Annotated in this window: 19 protein-coding genes and 1 tRNA gene; 14 read left to right on the forward strand and 6 right to left on the reverse strand. The window is 68.3% G+C overall.

Features of this window, described 5'->3' with window-relative positions; translation table 11 throughout:
- Positions 1-5: 5 nt before the first annotated feature.
- Positions 6-260: a hypothetical protein gene (locus VLI41_RS01545; RefSeq protein ID WP_325266292.1), complete on the forward strand. Its 255-nt coding sequence runs from the start codon at positions 6-8 to the stop codon at positions 258-260.
- Positions 261-439: 179 nt separating this feature from the next.
- A complete protein-coding gene (locus VLI41_RS01550; protein ID WP_325266293.1) occupies positions 440-1,501 on the forward strand; it encodes a 2OG-Fe(II) oxygenase in 1,062 nt (353 codons plus the stop codon).
- Positions 1,502-1,506: 5 nt separating this feature from the next.
- On the opposite strand, the gene VLI41_RS01555 is transcribed toward VLI41_RS01550, so the two are convergent.
- Positions 1,507-2,127: a TIGR02466 family protein gene (locus tag VLI41_RS01555; protein ID WP_325266294.1), complete on the reverse strand. Its 621-nt coding sequence runs from the start codon at positions 2,125-2,127 to the stop codon at positions 1,507-1,509.
- Between the two features lie 135 nt (positions 2,128-2,262).
- Here VLI41_RS01555 and VLI41_RS01560 point away from each other — a divergent pair, with 135 nt between their 5' ends.
- Both VLI41_RS01560 and VLI41_RS01565 read left to right on the forward strand, forming a co-directional pair.
- Positions 2,263-3,147, forward strand: coding sequence for a hypothetical protein (locus tag VLI41_RS01560; RefSeq protein ID WP_325266295.1), 885 nt, complete (start codon positions 2,263-2,265; stop codon positions 3,145-3,147).
- 138 nt (positions 3,148-3,285) lie between these two features.
- On the forward strand, positions 3,286-3,741 hold the full coding sequence (locus tag VLI41_RS01565; RefSeq protein WP_325266296.1) for a DUF6152 family protein: 456 nt from the start codon (positions 3,286-3,288) through the stop codon (positions 3,739-3,741).
- 36 nt (positions 3,742-3,777) lie between these two features.
- Here the strand turns inward: VLI41_RS01565 and VLI41_RS01570 are convergent, their stop codons facing one another.
- The gene (locus tag VLI41_RS01570; protein ID WP_325266297.1) at positions 3,778-4,986 is read right to left on the reverse strand and encodes an MFS transporter; all 1,209 of its coding nucleotides are present in this window, start codon (positions 4,984-4,986) and stop codon (positions 3,778-3,780) included.
- A gap of 71 nt (positions 4,987-5,057) precedes the next feature.
- On the opposite strand from VLI41_RS01570, the gene crcB reads away from it, so the two are divergent.
- The 4 genes from crcB to VLI41_RS01590 all read left to right on the forward strand — a co-directional run bounded on the left by crcB (position 5,058) and on the right by VLI41_RS01590 (position 7,379).
- Complete coding sequence (gene crcB, locus VLI41_RS01575; RefSeq protein WP_325266298.1) at positions 5,058-5,453, forward strand: fluoride efflux transporter CrcB; 396 nt, start codon at positions 5,058-5,060, stop codon at positions 5,451-5,453.
- Between the two features lie 4 nt (positions 5,454-5,457).
- Positions 5,458-5,799, forward strand: a complete 342-nt coding sequence (locus VLI41_RS01580) for a DUF190 domain-containing protein (RefSeq protein WP_325266299.1) — start codon at positions 5,458-5,460, stop codon at positions 5,797-5,799.
- Between the two features lie 114 nt (positions 5,800-5,913).
- Positions 5,914-6,546, forward strand: coding sequence for a DUF6644 family protein (locus VLI41_RS01585; RefSeq protein WP_325266300.1), 633 nt, complete (start codon positions 5,914-5,916; stop codon positions 6,544-6,546).
- On the forward strand, positions 6,543-7,379 hold the full coding sequence (locus VLI41_RS01590; protein WP_325266301.1) for a DUF6644 family protein: 837 nt from the start codon (positions 6,543-6,545) through the stop codon (positions 7,377-7,379). The genes VLI41_RS01585 and VLI41_RS01590 overlap by 4 nt, the downstream gene beginning before the upstream one ends.
- Positions 7,380-7,409: 30 nt before the next feature.
- Here the strand turns inward: VLI41_RS01590 and VLI41_RS01595 are convergent, their stop codons facing one another.
- Complete coding sequence (locus tag VLI41_RS01595) at positions 7,410-7,634, reverse strand: flagellar basal body rod C-terminal domain-containing protein (protein ID WP_325266302.1); 225 nt, start codon at positions 7,632-7,634, stop codon at positions 7,410-7,412.
- Positions 7,635-7,787: 153 nt separating this feature from the next.
- Here VLI41_RS01595 and VLI41_RS01600 point away from each other — a divergent pair, with 153 nt between their 5' ends.
- On the forward strand, positions 7,788-8,156 hold the full coding sequence (locus tag VLI41_RS01600) for a hypothetical protein (protein WP_325266303.1): 369 nt from the start codon (positions 7,788-7,790) through the stop codon (positions 8,154-8,156).
- A gap of 30 nt (positions 8,157-8,186) precedes the next feature.
- Here VLI41_RS01600 and VLI41_RS01605 read toward each other — a convergent pair whose 3' ends face one another.
- Both VLI41_RS01605 and VLI41_RS01610 read right to left on the reverse strand, forming a co-directional pair.
- Complete coding sequence (locus VLI41_RS01605; protein ID WP_325266304.1) at positions 8,187-9,437, reverse strand: serine hydrolase domain-containing protein; 1,251 nt, start codon at positions 9,435-9,437, stop codon at positions 8,187-8,189.
- 79 nt (positions 9,438-9,516) lie between these two features.
- Positions 9,517-10,056 carry a YbhB/YbcL family Raf kinase inhibitor-like protein gene (locus VLI41_RS01610; protein ID WP_325266305.1) on the reverse strand — a complete coding sequence of 180 codons (540 nt, stop codon included), beginning with the start codon at positions 10,054-10,056 and terminating at the stop codon, positions 9,517-9,519.
- 165 nt (positions 10,057-10,221) lie between these two features.
- Between VLI41_RS01610 and panD the strand changes: the two genes are divergently transcribed.
- Together panD and VLI41_RS01620 are read left to right on the forward strand one after the other, a co-directional pair.
- Complete coding sequence (gene panD / locus VLI41_RS01615; RefSeq protein ID WP_325266306.1) at positions 10,222-10,578, forward strand: aspartate 1-decarboxylase; 357 nt, start codon at positions 10,222-10,224, stop codon at positions 10,576-10,578.
- Positions 10,578-11,030: a hypothetical protein gene (locus tag VLI41_RS01620; RefSeq protein WP_325266307.1), complete on the forward strand. Its 453-nt coding sequence runs from the start codon at positions 10,578-10,580 to the stop codon at positions 11,028-11,030. Before panD ends, VLI41_RS01620 begins: the two co-directional genes overlap by 1 nt.
- A 10-nt stretch (positions 11,031-11,040) precedes the next feature.
- On the opposite strand, the gene VLI41_RS01625 is transcribed toward VLI41_RS01620, so the two are convergent.
- Positions 11,041-11,769 (reverse strand): SIMPL domain-containing protein, encoded by a 729-nt coding sequence (locus tag VLI41_RS01625; protein ID WP_325266308.1) that lies wholly within the window; start codon positions 11,767-11,769, stop codon positions 11,041-11,043.
- Positions 11,770-11,878: 109 nt separating this feature from the next.
- Here VLI41_RS01625 and VLI41_RS01630 point away from each other — a divergent pair.
- The 3 genes from VLI41_RS01630 (at position 11,879) to VLI41_RS01640 (ending at position 14,527) form a co-directional block, all read left to right on the forward strand.
- Positions 11,879-11,954, forward strand: a tRNA-Ile gene (locus VLI41_RS01630).
- Positions 11,955-12,039: 85 nt separating this feature from the next.
- Positions 12,040-12,918, forward strand: a complete 879-nt coding sequence (locus VLI41_RS01635; RefSeq protein WP_325266309.1) for a DUF6538 domain-containing protein — start codon at positions 12,040-12,042, stop codon at positions 12,916-12,918.
- A 202-nt stretch (positions 12,919-13,120) separates the two neighbouring features.
- Positions 13,121-14,527: a hypothetical protein gene (locus VLI41_RS01640; protein WP_325266310.1), complete on the forward strand. Its 1,407-nt coding sequence runs from the start codon at positions 13,121-13,123 to the stop codon at positions 14,525-14,527.
- Positions 14,528-14,960 lie beyond the last annotated feature (433 nt).

Genomic DNA, 14,960 nt, shown 5'->3' on the forward strand with positions numbered 1-14,960 from the left:
CGCCGATGGCGGACGGCGAACTCACGGTTCGGCTCGATGATGCGACGCTGCGGCGCCTGCACGAAGCCGCGGCGGCCGCCGGCGAGCCGATAGAAGTCTATGCGGCGGAGGTGCTGGCGCGTTCGGCGGGCGATCGGGGATACGAAGAGGATCTCCGGCTGGTCGCCGAGTATCAGGCCTCCGGCGTCTCCCACTCGGTGGAAGAGGGCCTGGCTGGATTTGATGCTGCGGTGAAGGTGCGCCTGGCCGGCGAGCCTTGAGCTCTAGGGTCAGACTGTCTCCCCGGGCGCGTTCCTCGTCCGCTACGTCGTCCTCGCGGACGAGGTGTTCGTCATGAGGCTGCTGCACAGCCGCGAACACAGGTGAGCATGAACGTCCGCCCCGCCTGCGTCACCTGACGGCGTGTCCATGTGCGGCGATATTCGCTAGAGGGACGGCGATGGGCCTGCCCGCCGCCACGCCTGCGCCGCTGTTCTCGGCCATCTCGCCGGTGAACCCGAAGTTCGCCTTCGGCAGCGTCGGCGGCCGCTATGTGCTGCTGGCCTTCCTGCCGCCGCCCTCGCCCGAGCGCGACGCCGCCCTGGCGCAGATCGCCGCCCACCGCGACCGGCTCCGCGACGACGAGGTGCTGGCCTTCGGCGTGCTGCCCGACGAGGCGAGCTTCCGGCGCGTCGCCGACGCCGCCAACGGCCTGCGCTGGTTCGGCGACTGGAAGGGCGAGATCCGCCGGCTCTACGGCGCGGCCGGCGCGGACGGCCAGGTGCGGCCGGAGTGGGTGCTGATCGATCCGAGCCTCAGGATCCTGACCGGCGGTCCGCTGGCCGATATCGGCGCCGCGTTCGCGGCCCTGCGCGCCCTGGGCCCCGCCGAAGGCCACGCGGGCGCGCCCGTGCACGCCCCGGTGCTCATCGTTCCGCGCGTCCTGGAGCCGGGGTTCTGCCGCGAGCTGATCGCGCTCTATGACCAGATCGGCGGCACGCCCTCGGGCGTCATGCGCCAGATCGGCGGCAAGACCGTGGGCGTGCTGGACGACTTCAAGAGCCGCAGCGACGCCACCATCCCCGAGGGATCGCTGGTCGAAGGCCTGCGGAGCCGGATCGCCGCCCGCCTGGCGCCGGAGATCATGAAGGCCTTCCAGTTTCGGGTGACCCGCATCGAGCGGTTCATCGTGGCCTGCTACGACGCGCAGGACGGCGGCTATTTCCGGCCGCACCGCGACAACACCACGCCGGCGACGGCGCACCGCAAGTTCGCGGTCTCGATCAATCTCAACGCCGAGGAATTCGAAGGCGGCGACCTGCGGTTCCCGGAGTTCGGCTCCAGGACCTACCGGCCGCCCACCGGCGGGGCGGTGGTGTTCTCCTGCAGCCTGCTGCACGAGGCGACCCCGGTGACCCGCGGGCGGCGCTACGCGACGCTTCCGTTCCTCTACGACGAGGAGGGCGCGCGCATCCGCGCGGCGCACGCCTCGAGCCTGGCGGTCGGCGCGGCGCAGGCCTGAGCGCGCTATCGCCAGCCGTAGTTGAAGCTGACGCTGATCCGCTCGGAGCGGGCGGCGTTGGCCGGCGCCTCGTGCCGCAGCCAGCTTTCCCACATCAGGATCGTCCCCGGCTGCGGGCGCAGGTAGACGAAGCTCTGCTGGGCCTCCGGCGCGTCGGCGCGCTTCGGCGGGGCGGCCATCATCAGCGGCAGCCGCGGGTCCTCGATCTTCAGCGGCGAGGCGCCCGGCGGGACCCGCACATAGACCGTGCCCGAGATCACGCTGTGCGGATGGATGTGGCCGGAGTGCGCCGCGCCCGGCTTCAAGAGGTTCACCCAGAGGCTGTCCATCGCCAGCCGGCCCCGCCCCAGGTCGAAGGCGAGCGCCTCGGCGAAGGCGCGCGCGTGGCGGTCCAGCTTGCGCTTCAGCTCGGCGAACACGCTCGCCCGGCGCGGCAGGTCGTCCAGCGAGGCGTAGGAGGTGTAGCCGCCATAGCCGTGCGCCTTCGACCAGGCCTGGCCGGCCTTGTCCTCGGCCGCCAGCATCCGGCAGGCGGCCTCTAATTCGGCGTTGAAATTTTCGAACTCGCGCCCCGTGCTAAGCGAGGCTTCATAGACCGGAGTGGCGAATAGGGGGCGCAGCGCCATGCATCGGCGCTAGACGCCCGATCAGGGATTGTCAAAGCCGGCTCGGCTGGCGCTTGCCGCCGAGCTCCGCTAGAGCATTGAATCGATGAACGGCTCCGCCGGGGCATGAGGCGGAGGTTTGGGGGGACTGCGACGATGAAGAGGTTTGCGGCGGCCGTGGCGATCGCGGGCGTGATGGTGGCCGGCCAGGCGTTGGCGGCGCCCGCCAAGGGCAAGGCCCAGCAGGTCAGGCACACCACCCAGGCGCTGGCCTACCGGGCGCCGCGCGGGCCGGACAGGATCCACCCCGACCTCAACGGCGTCTGGCAGGTGATGAACACCGCCAACTGGAACATCGAGCCGCACGCCGCGAGCGCCGCCCTGCAGATGCGCCCGGGCCCGTTCGGGCCGGTGCCGGCCAAGGAGGTGCTGGCGCTGGGCGCGGTGGGCGCGGTGCCTGCGGGACTGGGCGTGGTGGAAGGCGGGACCATCCCCTACACGCCCGAAGCCAGGAAGACCCGCGACGCGAACCACGCCGACTGGATCCACAAGGATCCCGAGATCAAGTGCTACCTGCCGGGCGTGCCGCGGGCCAACTACATGAGCCTGCCCTTCCAGATCTTCCAGTCCGACAAGCAGATGCTCATCGCCTACGAGTACGCAGGCGCGGTGCGCAACATCCTGTTCAAGGACCCGGGCCCGGCGCCGGTGGATTCCTGGATGGGCCAGTCGGTGGCGCACTGGGAAGGCGACACCCTGGTGATCGTGGTCACCGGCCAGAACGACTCCACCTGGTTCGACCGCGCCGGCAACTTCCATTCCGCCGACATGAAGGTGGTCGAGCGCTGGACGCCGACCAGCCCGCTCACCCTGCGCTACGAGGCGGAGATCACCGATCCGGCGACCTTCACGCGGCCGTGGAAGATCAGCATGAACCTCTACAAGCACGTCGGCGAGGACGCGCGGCTCAACCAGTTCAAGTGCGTCGAGTTCGTGGAGGAGCTGATGTACGGCCACCTGCGGAAGAACCCGCTGCCCTGATCGGCCGCATGTACCTTAGGGAAGCCATGATGTAGGAAGACCCGCGTCATGCGGGCCATTAGCCCAACCCACGGCCGCGAGCTCTCGGGCCCCGGCTGAGACCGTAGAAGACCCAAGCATCGGCGCTGGAGGCGCATAATGAATTCTCGTCGCTTTATTGTTCCCACGATGATCGGCGCCGGCCTGCTGGCCGCGGCGACCCTGGGCGTCGGCCAGGCGTCCGCCCACCACGCCTTTTCCGCCGAATTCGACGGCAAGGCCCCGGTCCTGTTGCGCGGCAAGGTGACCAAGGTGGAGTGGATCAATCCGCACGCCTGGGTGCACCTGAACGCGGTCGGCCCCGATGGCCAGATGCACGAGTGGATGGTCGAGGGCGGCACGCCCAACACCCTGCTGCGCGCCGGGATCGACCGGAACACGCTGAAGCCGGGCACCGAGATCATCGTGCGCGGCTACCAGTCCAAGGACCACTCCTGCACGCCGATCTGCAAGGCGAACGGCCGCGACGTGACCTTCCCGGACGGCCGCAAGGTGTTCATGGGCTCCTCGGGAACCGGCGCGCCGAAGGACGGTTCCGATCCGACCGAGAAGTAGTCTCTGGCGGGAGGCCTGCGCGGCCTCCCGGTCCGTTCAGGGCGCCTTCAGCGCCCGCGCGCCGAGCCCCACCCCGATCAGCGACAGGAGCGCCAGCGCGGCGCTCGCGCCGAACGTCGCCTGCGGCCCCACGCGGTCCCAGAGCGCGCCGGCGATCAGGCTCGCGGCCAGCGCGGCCACGCCGGTCACCAGGTTCAGCGCGCCGAACCCCGTCCCCCTGAGGTCGGCCGGCGCGGTGTCGGCGACCAGCGCGCTCAGCAGGCCCTGGGTGAAGCCCATGTGCAGGCCCCAGAGGACGAGACCGGCCGCGACCCAGACAAGCGTGCCGGCGGCGGCGAGGGTCAGGTCCGCGGCGATCAGCAGGGCGATGCCGGCCAGGAACACGCCGCGCCGTCCGAGCCGGTCGGAGAGCGCGCCGGCGGGGTAGGCCGAGAGCGCGTAGACCAGGTTCATCACCACCAGCACCAGCGGCGCGTAGGCCTCGCCCAGGCCGTCGCTCCGCGCCCGAAGGATCAGGAAGGCCTCGCTGAACCGGGCCAGCGAGAACACCGCGGCGATCGCCGCCACGATCCAGAACCGGGTCCCCAGGCGCCTGAGCTCCGACGGCCTCAGCGGAAAGCGCGCCGCGCCCTTCGCACGCGCGACCTTCGGCTCGCGTACGGCGAAGACGATCAGCGCCGTCGAGAGCACGGCCGGCAGGACGGCCCACCAGAAGACCAGCCGGAAATCGTTGCGGCTCGCCAGCATCAGCAGCACGGCGAGCCCTGGCCCCAGGAAGGCCCCCACCGTGTCCAGCGCCTGGCGCAGGCCGAAGCTCGCCCCCCTGAGCTTCTCCGGGGCGATATCGGCGATCAGGGCGTCGCGCGGGGCGCCGCGGACGCCCTTGCCGATGCGGTCGATGAACCGGGCGGCGACCACCCAGCCGAGGCTGTTCGCGAGCGGAAAGATCGGCTTGCTCGCCGCCGCCAGGCCGTAGCCCAGCGCCGCCAGCAGCTTGCGCTTGCCGAGCCAGTCGGAGAGCACGCCGGAGAAGATGCGGGTGATCAGCGCCGTCGATTCCGCCACGCCCTCGATCGCGCCCACCGCCAGCGCCGACGCGCCCATGACGCCCACCAGATAGACCGGCAGCAGGCCATGGATCATCTCCGAGGAGACGTCCATCAGCAGCGAGACGAAGCCCAGCGCCCAGATCCCCGACGGGATCTGCCGCAGCACCCGCTCCCGCCGCATGGCGGTCTCGGTCATCGCCGGTCTCCCTCCGCTCGACGGGACTCTCGCGATCGTCTATCCGAGCGAGGGGAGGGGTCCAAGCGGTGTTGACCTATCTCTGGATCGCGCTCGGAGGCGCGCTGGGCAGCATGGCGCGCTACGCCTGCTCGAGCGCGGCCGCGCATGCGTTCGGCGAGACCTTTCCGTGGGGGACGCTGCTGGTCAACGTCGCGGGCTCCTTCGTGATCGGCGCCTTCGCAACGCTCACCGGCCCCGACGGCCGCTGGCTGATGCCCCCGGACGCGCGGCTGTTCGTGACCATCGGGGTCTGCGGCGGCTACACCACGTTCTCGAGCTTCAGCCTGCAGACGCTGAACCTCATCCGCGGCGGCGAGTTCACCGCCGCCGTCGGCAACATCGCCGGCTCGTTCGTGCTGTGCCTCGCCGGCGTCTGGCTCGGCTATGTGACCGGCGCGCTGATCAACCAGCTCAAGGGAGCCTGAGGCCATGCCCGTCCGCCATGACGCGGTGCTCCTGCGCATCTTCATCGGCGAGCGCGAGCGGCACCGGCATCATCCGCTCTACGAGGCGATCGTGCGGGCGGCGCGCGAGGCCGGTCTGGCCGGCGCGACGGTGCTGCGCGGCATGATGGGCTATGGGAGCTCGGGCCGGATCGAGAGCGCCAAGATCCTCGACCTCTCCGACGACCTGCCGGTGGTCGTGGAGATCGTCGACGCCGCCGCGCGCATCGAGGCCTTCTTGCCCACCCTGGAGGCCATGATCGGCTCGGGGCTGGCCACCACCGAGCGGGTGCAGGTCCTGCGCTACGGCGCCTCGGACGAGGCCTGATCGAACCCGCAGCTTCCCGCGGAATGGCGCTTGCGAAACCGATCGGCTATGAGACCTCCCACAAGCCGACTCCTGGGCGTCATTGATTTCAATAAGGAAATATTGGGGGATTCGTTGATCAACCAGTTCTTGACTTGGCTACAGCACGGGCTCGGCAAGGGCTCGGGCGACGCGGCCCAGTCGTGGAGCGAAGCGCTGCTGGGCTCGCTGAACTTCTGGGGCATCCTGGAAGGGACCCACCTGCTGGCGCTGATGCTGTTCGCCGGCACCATCTTCGTCGTCGACCTGCGGCTGCTGGGCGCCACCTTCCGGAAAACCCCGGTGTCCGTGGTGAGCGATCGCGTGCTGCCGCTGACCATCGCGGGGTTCCTGATCCTGCTCGCGACCGGGCTCGCCCTGTTCTACGCCAAGCCCATGTTTTATTACCACAATCTGTGGTTCCGGGCGAAGATGATCTTCCTCGTCCTGGCGATGATCAACATCGCGGTCTTCCACTCGCAGGTTCAGCGCGGCCAGTCGGCATGGGACAACGCGCCCACCCCGCCCGGCGCGGCGCGGACCTCGGCGATCATCTCGCTCGTCTCCTGGTTCCTGGTGATCGGATTGGGCCGCTTCATCCCATATGACTGGTTCGAATGCGGCAAGCCGATCCCGCACTGGGCCAACGTGCTGCAGGACTGCAAGACCTCCGAAAAGGGCGCCTACGAGAAGTCCGCCCAGATCGCGATCAAGGGCGCCCGCTCATGACCAAGATCAATTTCGAGCTCTTCTTCCCCGCGCTCCGCCCCTGGGTGATGAACCTGGTCAACGTCTGGCCGGCCTACATCGTCAAGCCGCAGTATGCGAACTGGGAGGTGCTGCACATCGTCTCCCTCACGCTTCTGGGCGGGACGGCGATCCTGATGAACCTGCGCCTGATCGGGCGGGGCATCACCGAGGAGCCGCCTTCCGAGATCTACCGAAATCTCCGGCGATGGCAGGACCTGGGCATTGTCGGGATCGTGGTCTCCGGCGTGCTGATCGGCATGGCCAACGCCGAGAAGCTCTACGACTCCACGGCGTTTGTGGTGAAGATGTGCGCCCTGGCCGGCGGTGTCGTCCTGACCTATGGCGCGAGCCGGCCGGTGGCGCGCGCGGATGGCGCGGTCTCCACCTCCGCCAAGCTGTGGTTCGTCGTGGGCGGGCTCATCTGGCTCGCCGGCCTGCTGGTCTTCGCCACCGGCACGCTGATCAACGTCGGTCTCTACCACGTGATCACGGCGGCCGCCCTGATCGTGCTGATCGCGGCGCAGGCGCGGCTCCGGTGGATATATCTCATTGGCCTGCTGGTCATCGTCGCCGTCCACCAGTGGGTCACGCACGTGACCTACGGCGACCCCTTCGACCTGAAGCATCTGGATCCGGTGAACAAGGTGTTCACCTGGATCTATGTCGTCTGGATCGCCGGCGCGGCGCTGACGCAGACCTACGTCGCGGCCAGGAACAAGGCGACGCCGGCGCTCGCCAAGCTGATCGCCTGGTCGACCATTCTGGTCTGGGTCACCGGAGCCGCCGCGGGACGCTGGATCGCCTTCGAGTGAGCTGCGCGGCGAAGCGGAAGCTCCGGTCCGTCAGCTTCCCTTCTGGACCTCGAGAAGCGAACGCCACATCTCGTCGGCGACCTTCACGACGTCCAGGCTGGCGGTGAACTGTTCCCGGGCCTGGATCTGCTCGACCATCTCCTGGGCCGGATCGACGCTTGCGTCCTCGCCCATGCGCGCGGTCCGGGCGGCCGAGGCCGCGAAGCGCTGCTCGGCGGCGAACATGCCGTAGCGGGCGACCGTGATCGGATCCATGCGACCCTCGCTTTCGGCGGCCAGCCTAAGCCGGCGCGGTTAAGCCACCGGAAGCAAGCGTGGTGAACGCGCCGCTCATCTTGCGATTGCAATGCAGCGAGGTTGGCCGTCGTGCGCTATTTTGGGGCGGAGAGGGACGCGAGGAGATCAACCATGCGCATCAGCACCGCGCTCCTGGGCCTGACGGCCGGCGTCTTCGCCGGCGCGGCGGCCGCCCAGCCCGTGACCGAAAGCCCGCCGTCCACCGCCGTCATCTGCGTCGACGTCGCCGGGCGCACGCTGCCCGTGCGCTGCCGCGCCCAGGCAAGCCGGGTCAACCAGTCGTACGACATCTGCCAGTGCCTGTCGGGCGGCCAGCGGGTGATCGCCTCGGTCTGCCCCGATGGCGTCAGTCCGCCGGGCGACAGCGCCGCCCTCGAGCAGGCGCGGCGCGCGGCGATCCAGCACGGCAGCATCGTCGGCGCCACGTTCCGCGGCCAGCCGATGTGCGTCGCCCCGCGCCAGTCGCGGGCCGGCGGCTGACGCTCAGCCCGCGCCGCGCCGGGAGCCCGGCTATTCGCCGAGCGCGGCGTAGGTGAGCTTCTGGAAGATCGGCAGGGCCGCGCGGCCGCCCATCCGCTGCCCGGTGGCGAGCTGCGAGACGGCCTCCGGCTCCAGCGGCATGGAGTTCTGGATCAGGTAGATCATCACCAGGTCCTGCGCCGGGTCGGCCTGCCACCAGGTGCCGAACGCGCCCGGCCAGCCGAAGCTGCCCTTCGAGCCCGCGCCCATGAACTCGAGCTTCTCCGGCTCCATGATCGTCGACAGGCCGAGCCCGAACCCCTGCGCCGCCCAGAACGGCAGGCCCATGAACGGGATCGCCCGCTGCGCCGGCGTGAGCCGGTTGGTGGTCATCAGCCCGACGGTCTCGGGCTTCAGCAGGCGCACGCCGTCCGCCTCGCCCTTGCCGAGCAGCATGCGGGCGAACTTGAGGTAGTCGTCGGCCGTGGAGATCAGCCCGCCGCCGCCGCCTTCGAAGGCCGGGCGCTCGTCGCCCATCGGCAGGGAGACGTCCTCCAGAGGTCCGCCCTCCGGCGGCGCCTTGTAGAGCTTCGCCATCCGGCCGCGCTTCTCGGCGGGCTGCCAGAAGTCGGTGTCGACCATGCCCAGCGGCGCGAAGATTCGCGCGCGGAGCACCTCACCCAGCGACTTGCCCTCGATCCGCGCCACCAGGAATCCCAGCACGTCGGTCGCGTGGCTGTAGTGGAAGCGCTCGCCCGGGGGGTAGCTGAGCGGCAGCGCGCCCAGCGCCTGCAGCCAGGCCTCGGGGGTCATGCGGTTGACCAGCGGCGAGCCCAGCTTCGCCTCGTGGGCATGGGCGATCGGGCCGATCGAGGTGAAGCCGTAGGCCAGCCCCGCCCGGTGGGTCATCAGGTCCTCGACGGTGATCTCGCGCGGGGCCGGATGGGTCTTGTTGAGCGGCCCGGTCGGATCGTCGAGCACCTGCATCTCGGCGAGCTCCGGCAGCCAGCGGCTCACCGGATCCTCCAGGCGCAGCTTACCCTCCTCCATCAGCATCATGGCCGCGACCGAGGTCACCGGCTTGGTCATGGAGGCGATGCGGAACAAGGTGTCTCGCGTCATCGGCGCCTTGGCCGCGATGTCGCGCAGCCCCAGCGTGTTGAGCTGGGCGATCTCGCCCTTGCGCCAGATCAGCGTCACGAACCCGGAGAGGTCGCCCGCATCCACGATCCCCTGCAGCATCGGCGGGACCTGCGCCAGCTTCTCGGCGGAGAAACCGCCCGCCTGTTCGTCGCCGTACATCGCCCTGCTGCTCCCGCGTTGCGCCTTACCCGTGTTCACCTGGCATTGCGCAAGCTGACGCAGGGCGCGTCAAGGGCTGCTATTGGCGGGTCGGCGCCTCATAGGTGGCGGCCATCTCGCCCTTGGCGATGGTGTGGCCCTTGAGGGCGTTCAGCAGCTCCTCGAGCGGGGTGTCCTCGTCCATCGGCAGGAAGTCGTCGAGCGCGAAGACCTGGAAGAAGTAGTGGTGCAGCCCGTGGCCGGCCGGCGGCCTGGGTCCGAACCAGCCGTAGGAGCCGTTGTCGTTCTTGCCCTGGATGGCGGCCTGCGGCGTGACCGGCCGCGCCGCGTTGGGGATGCCCTGCGGCAAGGCGGTGATGCCGCCCTCGATGTTCCAGATCATCCAGTGCAGGAACGGCTGCTCCCTGGGCGCGTCAGGATCCTCCACGACGACCGCCCAGGCCTTCACGTCGGGGACGTTGGTCCACTGCAGGGGCGGGGAGATGTTGTCGTGGTAGGCCGAATACTGGTCGGCCAGGCGGCCGTCCGGCCGTTGCGCCGGGCAGGTCACGACCACCCCCGTCTCGAGGATCGGGTCGACCTTCATGATGGTGATGGATTCCCCGGAATGCTCGGGCATGGCGCGTCTCCGATCGGGCCCCCACGCGCCCTAACCGGCGGGGCCGCGGATGGTTTCGCCGCCGCGCCCGGCCGCGACATCCTGCGGCGCGGCGTTGAACCCGGCCGCCGCGGTGCGTATATCCCCGCCCGGCCGCCGGGGGCGGCGTCGGAGGGTCTGCGCGCGATGTTCGTCACTCTGCTCAAGGCCAAGCTGCACCGGGCCACGGTGACCCAGGCGGACCTCGACTACGAAGGCTCGATCGCCATCGACCGCGACCTGCTGGAGGCCTCCGGCATCCTGCCGCACGAACAGGTGGACGTGCTCAACGTCACCAACGGCGCGCGCTTCACCACCTACGCCATCGAGGCGCCGCGCGGCTCGCGGGTGATCGGCGTCAACGGCGCGGCCGCGCGCCGGGTGCAGAAGGGCGACAAGGTGATCATCGTCGCCTACGGGCTGATGCCCGCCGAGCAGGCTCGCAACTACGCCCCGAGCGTCGTGCTGCTGGGCGACGGCAACGAGATCAAGCAGGCGGCCTGATGCGCCGGACCCTCGTCCTGGGGGTGATCGGCCTGACGCTCAGCGCCTGCGCGCCGGGCGCGCCGAAGGGCGTCGACAAGGACAAGCTCGACGATGCGGTCTCCCAGGCGATCGGCGATCCGGCCACCTGCGTGCTGATCGCCGAGCAGGCGAGCGGCAAGATCGTCTACCGCTACAACACCGCCACCGTCTGCGCCCGCACGCTGCCCTCCTGCGAGGGCCCGGGCGCGCGCACCGTCAAGGACCTGCTGGAGGCGACCCGCAAGGACGGCAAGCCGCGCCGGCTGAGCTGCTCCTCGAGCGCCGACGCCTCGCGCGGCGTGGGCTGGGCCTCGGGCCCGATCCCCGGCAAGGGCCTGGTCTATGCGGCGGTCATGGAGGGCAAGCGCAGCTTCCCCGGCATGATGATGGCCGACCGCCTGGAAAGCGGCTTCCAGGACGTGGGGCTCTAGGCCGCCGTCCTCAGCGGCCGAGCTCGAACATCCCGGCCACGCTCACCCGCACCTCCAGCTCGCCGGGCGAGACTGGGGTGACGGGCGCGGCCTGCAGGCGAGCCCGCGCCATGGGGAGGGGGACCGGCGGGGCGGAGGCCTCCCCCTCGCTCAGGCTCACCAGCCGCACGATGCGATAGCCGGTCGCCCGCGCATAGAGCTCCGCCTTGGCCTGCAGCGCCTTCACCGCCGCCAGCCGCGCCGCGTCCTCGGCGGGGGTGCGGTCGGCGAGGTCGAAGCTGACCCCGCCCGCCTCGTTGCCGCCCGCCGCCACCGCCGCATCGAGGATCGCGCCCAGCTTGCCCAGGTCGCGGACGGTGACGATCACCTGGTTCGCGGCCTGGTAGCCGGTGAGCCGCGGCGCCGCGCCCTGCTCGTAGGCGTACTGCGGGCTGACGGAGATCTGGGCGGTGCGGACGTCGCGCTCGGCGACGCCGGCCTTGCGCACGGCGGCCATCACCCGGCCCATCTGCGCGGCGTCGACCCGCATCGCCTCGGCGGCCGTGGCCGCCTGGTCGGTGACGCCCAGGCTGATCCTGGCCAGGTCCGGCGCAACCTTCGTCTCGCCCTCCGCCGAGAGGCTGAGCGTGGTGGCCCGGAACATCGCCTCGGCGTCCGAGGCGGCGGTTTGGGCGAGCGCCGGCGGCGCGGCGGCGGCGATGAGCGCGCCGAGCGCGCCAGCACAGATCATGGCCCTCATGGGCGGTCTCCTTGGAAAGCTTGGCCGACAAGCTCGCGCGGCGCGCCTGAACGTAAGCTTTAAGCCGCCCCCCGGCGCATGCTAACCGCCGGGAGCGCCGACGCTGCGGGGGCCCGTAGCTCAATGGTTAGAGCCGGCCGCTCATAACGGTCTGGTTGCAGGTTCGAGTCCTGCCGGGCCCACCAGCGACGCCTTAGAGGGTTGTTTCCTTACAACTCTCTGACGAGAAACAGCTTCTCAGATCGGCCTGTGACACATTACCGTGGCACAATGGGCGACATCGAGTTGGCGAGATATCCTGGTCTCCACCTGCGCGGCAGCACCTACTATGTGCGGAAGCGGGTTCCTGTGGACCTCGAACACATCGAGAAGCGCGAACAAATTCGCCTCAGCCTCGACACATCGGACATCCATCACATCTGGTGTCGATATGCCGGCGGCACTCTGCAAGATCGACCACGCTACAATAGCAATCGCACCTTCTTCCCGTTCCCATTTCCGACCGCGGACGACGCGCGCAGAACGGCTATTCGCGACCTTGGGCAGGAACTGGATACGCTCCGCAGGGATGTGCTCAGCCGAGAGGACGACTTGACCATGACCGGGCTCTACAACGTGCGCGAAAAGCTAGTGCGCGGAGAGCCTCTTACGGATCGCGAACGGGATGCCCATGATCGTGGATGTGTCGGGATCATCCACGAGCTTCATAATCGTCTCGATCAGGCAGTCGCTGCGGCTTACGGCTGGACCGCGTTAGACGACGAACGAACCGTCCTGGAACGGCTGATAGCTTTGAACTTGGAACGGCAGGCGGAGGAGCGCGCACGGGACGTGAAGTGGCTCCGTCCCGAGTTCCAAATCGCGGCAGGTGCCCCCGTCGCCCTGGATGCACAGATCGAGGCTGACCTTCAGGTTGAAACCAGCTTGCCAGAACTGCCAGCGAGCCCCGCCGAACTCGCATCGTCGTTGCTAGAGGCCCTGCGCAGCGAAGGGCGTCCGGTCGATGCAAGCGCGCTTGCTCGGCACTACTCCGGCCGGCTGGGAAAGCGAGCGCGCGACCGCATCGAACATACGCTGGCGGTGCTGTCCGTTGCTGGCTCGGTGCAGCGCACCAGAGCGGGTTGGTTTGCCCCTCGCCGAGCCGCATAATGTGGTCCGGCATTTGTGTCGTCGAAAATGTCTGCGGGTTCGCTGTGAAGCGGCGCTAGTTCATTATTTGAGGGGGCAGCCGCCCTCTATCGGGGTGGCTCAAGGAAGGCTTTCGCAGCGATTGACCGGCGCGGTCGCATAGCCCTCAATATCAGAGCGCTTGTAGGGGGCGGCCATAGTGAGAATTTCTGCGTGGGCTGGCTTGCATAACCGGCAGGCCGAACTCGATTTCGTAGACATAGATACGGATTGTGACACTCGTCTATTCGTTGATCCCTATGCAATCGACATTCGCGGCGATGCGTGGTCCTCGGAGTGCAGCCGACACCTCAGATCGTTCTTTAGCGCCCTGATCAATGCTCTTCGGCAGGGGCAAGACGCCCGCGCCGAACATCTCGCCTCACACCTGCATGAGATGGGCGAAACCTACCTCGGCATGTCGAGCGGCACGCCACGCGGGCGTGGGATTGGACGCGAGCAGGCGCTTCAAATTCTCGATGCGCTCAGGAATAGCCGGGCTGTCCAAACCGGATTGCTCTCAGAGTTGGCCGAGGCCGAGTTGTTCATTGAAGGGATCGGATCGGACAAAATCTCGGACCTTACTTCCAACATCTTGCGAGGCCCGTTCCTAGAATACACGCGCGCTCAAGCAAACCTTTGGGGAATGCCGTTGGAGCGAAATATTGCGCTGGCTCCAATCTGGGACCCGAACCGAGAGGATTGGGTCCAGGGGCCACGCGAAACTCTCATGGTAGAGGGTCATCCGGTGATCCTCGTTCCGAAGTTTTCGGTGCGAAGGGTACTAACCCTGAACTCCCAAGAGTTCTACAACAACCACATGGTGACCTACCTTCAGCAGGAATATCAAAGGGCAGGGCAAGCCCTTGTTTCAGTCTTGAGATCGGGCGAGCGGAAGGTCTACAAGAAGGATGTCAAAGAGCACCATCCCAAATCGAAGCCGGCCTTGGCGGAGTTCGCCGAAGAGCACCCCGACGTACTTGCTCTCTACAAGCGGATTGCCGGTGCGAAGGGCGCGCTTGAGGCCGAGGACTTTGAGAAGCAGTTCGATGAAGCTGAGTATGCCGAGCAGCTATGTGAGGCACTGAGCCAAATCCCGCCGGGGAACGCTCATGCGAGCGAGTACCACGCCTTCTGCGTCGGCGCGCTCACCTTCCTTTTCTTCCCAGACCTTATCCGGCCGGTGAAGGAGCGCGAGATCGACCAGGGTCGCAAGCGCATCGATATCGCCTACACCAACGCAGCGCGAGATGGGTTTTTCGACATGGCGCTGCGGTCGCCGCAAATGCGAGCAATCGAGATACCGGTTGAGTGCAAGAACTATCGTCAGGACATTGCCAACCCCGAACTCGACCAGCTTACGGGGAGGTTCTCCCACGTCAGGGGCTTCCTGGGCCTGTTGTGCTGCCGATCATTTGACGACAAAGCGCGCTTCGTTGAGCGTTGCAAAGACGCCGCGTCTCATCGCGGGCACTACGTCATCGTGTTGGACGACGATGATCTTAGAACGATGCTGCGCAATGTTAGTCGGGAGCGTAGGCCGGACAATGATGCGTTCCTTAGACGTCGGCACGCGGAGGTGATCGCGTAGAGGGCTGCGGCGGGGTCGTTGTGCGCCGTGGCCCTAAGCGCGATAGAGTTCGAGGCTTCCCGTCTGTGACACAACCATGTACCACATTGGGCGTGTGATGGATGTCTAAGTAGCTGTTTTTGTTCGCAGGTTGTCAGGTGTGGCCAAGCTCCTGCCGGGCCCACCAGCGGGGTTTCCGCCGGCGTCCGCTGACGCCATGCGCTTCCGCAAGACACAGCGCGTGGCGGGGCGCCTGAATTCCGCGGCGCGGAATGACGGGAGTTTCCGCCTGCGGCCGGACGGCCCCGTCCGCTACCCTGGCTGCCGTTCAGGAAGCTGGCGACGACTGCGGTGCAGGCTCGCCGGAGCATCTTCGCCGCCTTGGCGAAGGGTCGGCGGGTGGCTCCCTCCGCCCAGAACGTGTCTCCGGCGGCTTGCGCCCCGATGCGGCCGG

Origin of the sequence: Phenylobacterium sp., assembly GCF_035475775.1 — a bacterium.
Lineage (GTDB): Bacteria > Pseudomonadota > Alphaproteobacteria > Caulobacterales > Caulobacteraceae > Phenylobacterium.